Genomic DNA, 2,815 nt, shown 5'->3' with positions numbered 1-2,815 from the left:
CAGCCCCTGGGGGATGGGACGGGTAGGGGCGGCGGGGGCGAGGAACCCCTTCCAGGGACAGAGACGGCACTGGACCCGAGTGATCGGTTTCGTTGACGATCGGAGGGTGACAGAGACACCGGTGACCCCGACGGGCAACCACGGCCGCGCATTCCTCATCCTCCACGGCTGGCAGAACCACCGGCCCGCCAACCATTGGCAGCACTGGCTCGCCGACCGCCTCACCGACCTCGGCCACGAGGTGGCATACCCCCAACTACCGGAACCGGACGACCCGGACCTGGAGCGCTGGCTGGCGGAGCTGGACGCGTTGCTGGGGGAGTTGGAAGGAAGACGGGTCACCGTCATATGCCACAGCCTGGCCTGCCTGCTGTGGCTGCACGCGGTGGCCCGGGACGACGTACTGTCCACCGGCCCCGTCGACCGCGTACTCCTCATCGCCCCACCCGCCCCCGAGGTCGCCCTGCGACACCCGGAGATCGCCGAGTTCGCCCCACCACCGCTGACGCCCGCGCAGCTGTCCGAGGCGGCCACGTACACCCGGGTCGTCGGCAGCGACGACGACCCGTACTGCCCCCAGGGCGCCACCACGACATACGCGGAACCGCTCGCCCTCCCCGCCGACCTGCTACCGGGCCAGGCCCACCTCAACCCGGACTCGGGCTACGGCGATTGGCCGTCGCTGCTCGACTGGTGCCTGGAGCCCACGCCGACGTCGTACGAGAAGACACCGATCCGAAGCCGTACGCAGGACAGCCGTACGCGCGACAGCCGTGCGTATGACAGCCGTACGCGCGACAGCCGTACGCAGGACAGCCGTACGCAGGACAGCCGTACGCACGGCAGCCATACGCACGGCAGTCGTACGCACAACAGTCGCTGACAGTGGGCGCGTCACTCACACCTCAGCCGCCTCCGCTACGGCGGCCCCGGCTCAGCTGCTCCCCGCCTTCAGCAGTGCCGCCACGATCGGGCCGGCCGACTCGCTGCCATGGCCGCCCTGCTGGACGACTCCGGCGGAGGCGAGGTCGCCCTTCCAGGCGGTGAACCAGCCGTTGGGCTGCTTCTGGCCGTCGACCTCGGCGGAGCCGGTCTTCGCACCGTAGTCGGGGCCGAGACCCGCCATGGCCTCGGCCGCCGTACCGGCCGCGGCGGTGTACTGGAGGAGTTCGCGGAGCTGGGAGCGGACGGTGTCGGACATGGGCCGGGAGGCCGTGGCGAGGGTGCGGCCGTCGACGGACGGGGAGACGAGATACGGCTGCTTGAAGACGCCCGTCTTCGCCGTGGACACCACCGAGGCCATGTTCAGCGGGTTCATGCGCACCCCGCCCTGGCCGATCAGCGAGGCGGCCATGGGCGCGTCGCTCTGCACCGGTACCGCGCCGTCGAAGCTGGACACCCCGATCGCCCAGTTGTTCATGCCGAGGCCGAAGACCTGCTGGGCCTCCAGGGTCAGGGAGTTGTCGTCGAGCTTCTTCGCCTGGGAGATGAAGGCGGTGTTGCAGGAGCGGGCGAAGCTCGCCTTGAACGTACCGCCGTTGATCTGGAACTTGTCGTCGTTCTGGAACTTCCAGCCGCCGTACGACGCGTACTTGGGGCAGGGGTGGACCTTGTCCGCCGAGGCCAGGCCCTTGTCGATGAGAAGTGCCGAGGAGACGATCTTCATCGTGGAGCCGGGGGCGAGGGAGCCCTGGAAGGCGACGTTGAAGCCGTGGCCCGAGTTGGCCACGGCCAGGATCTCGCCGGTGGAGGGGCGCATCACGACGACCGAGGCCCGCTTCGTCGTGGCCACCTGCTCCTCGGCGGCGGCCTGGAGGGACGGGCTGAGCGTGGTCTTCAGCTCGCCCGGCGTCCCCTTGCTCAGCTCCAGCAGAGTCTTGTCCGCCGCCTTCTGTTCTTTCTGCTCCTTCTGTTCCTTCTCCTCGCTCTTCCCGCTCTGCTCCGGCTTCGCCCGGACGACCCGCAGTTCGACGCCCGCCTTGCCGCCCGCCTTCTCGCCGTACTTCTCCCTGAGCCCGTCCAGGACCGTCCCCAGCGAGGGGTACTTCTTCGCGGTCAGCTCGCCGCCGTCCCGGTCGAGGGCCTTCACCGGGGGCGTGCCCGCCTCGCCGGTCACCAGACGGTCGCCCTCGCCGAGGTCGGGGTGGACGACGGACGGCTGCCAGCCGACCACCGGTTCGCCGTCCTTCTCGGCCCGTACGACGGTCAGGGACGACTTGTACGTGAGGGGCTTGCTCGTGCCCTTGTAGGAGACGGTGCCCTTGACGGAGAACGCGAACTTGTCGCCCGTGCGTTTGCCGGGGGTGAGCGTGACGTCCTTGATGTGGGCGTCCTTGGTGAAGCCGGTCAACGCGGTCTTCGCGGCCGTCGCGTCGTCCGTGGCGGCGGCGGCCTTCGCGACCGAGCCCTTCTGCCAGGCCGTGAGGAAGGTGGTGGCGGCCGTGCGGACCTCGGTGGCCGACAGCGGGCCGGTCTTCACGGCCTTCCCGTCGGCGGACGACGCCGAACCGTCCTCGGCCGCCGCTCCGCCGCCGAACACCGTGTACACGGCGAACGCGCCGCCTCCGAGGGCCATGACGGCCACGCCGCCGAGTACGATCTGCCGCCGCGACCTCGTCGACTTCGCGGCCTTCCGCTCGTCGACACGCCTTCTCTTACCCACGCTCCCGACCTTCCGCTGCCCCCGACTGTCTCTCGTCCCTCAACAACGAGGATCACCACCCTAGAGTCCCGGGGGCGCCATCGCCTAAGAGCTGCCGACAGTGCCCAAGAGCTCGGGCGAAGTGCTATTCGGGCGGCTGCGGGTGCGTGGGGG

At 69.9% G+C, this 2,815-nt stretch carries 1 protein-coding gene and 1 pseudogene; one reads left to right on the top strand and one right to left on the bottom strand.

Translation table 11 applies throughout. The annotated features are described in order from the left end of the window. Window positions 1–121: 121 nt before the first annotated feature. Window positions 122–748, top strand: a pseudogene (locus STRIP9103_RS37895) (RBBP9/YdeN family alpha/beta hydrolase); the annotation flags it as partial. Window positions 749–934: 186 nt separating this feature from the next. On the opposite strand, the gene STRIP9103_RS37890 reads toward STRIP9103_RS37895, so the two are convergent. Continuing rightward, window positions 935–2,662, bottom strand: coding sequence for a penicillin-binding transpeptidase domain-containing protein (locus STRIP9103_RS37890; RefSeq protein WP_009335314.1), 1,728 nt, complete (start codon window positions 2,660–2,662; stop codon window positions 935–937). Window positions 2,663–2,815 lie beyond the last annotated feature (153 nt).

The sequence above is a fragment of the Streptomyces ipomoeae 91-03 genome, from assembly GCF_000317595.1.
Taxonomy (GTDB): domain Bacteria; phylum Actinomycetota; class Actinomycetes; order Streptomycetales; family Streptomycetaceae; genus Streptomyces; species Streptomyces ipomoeae.
The sequence above is the reverse complement of the archived record's forward strand: the minus strand, read 5'-3'. Positions and strand labels throughout refer to the sequence as shown.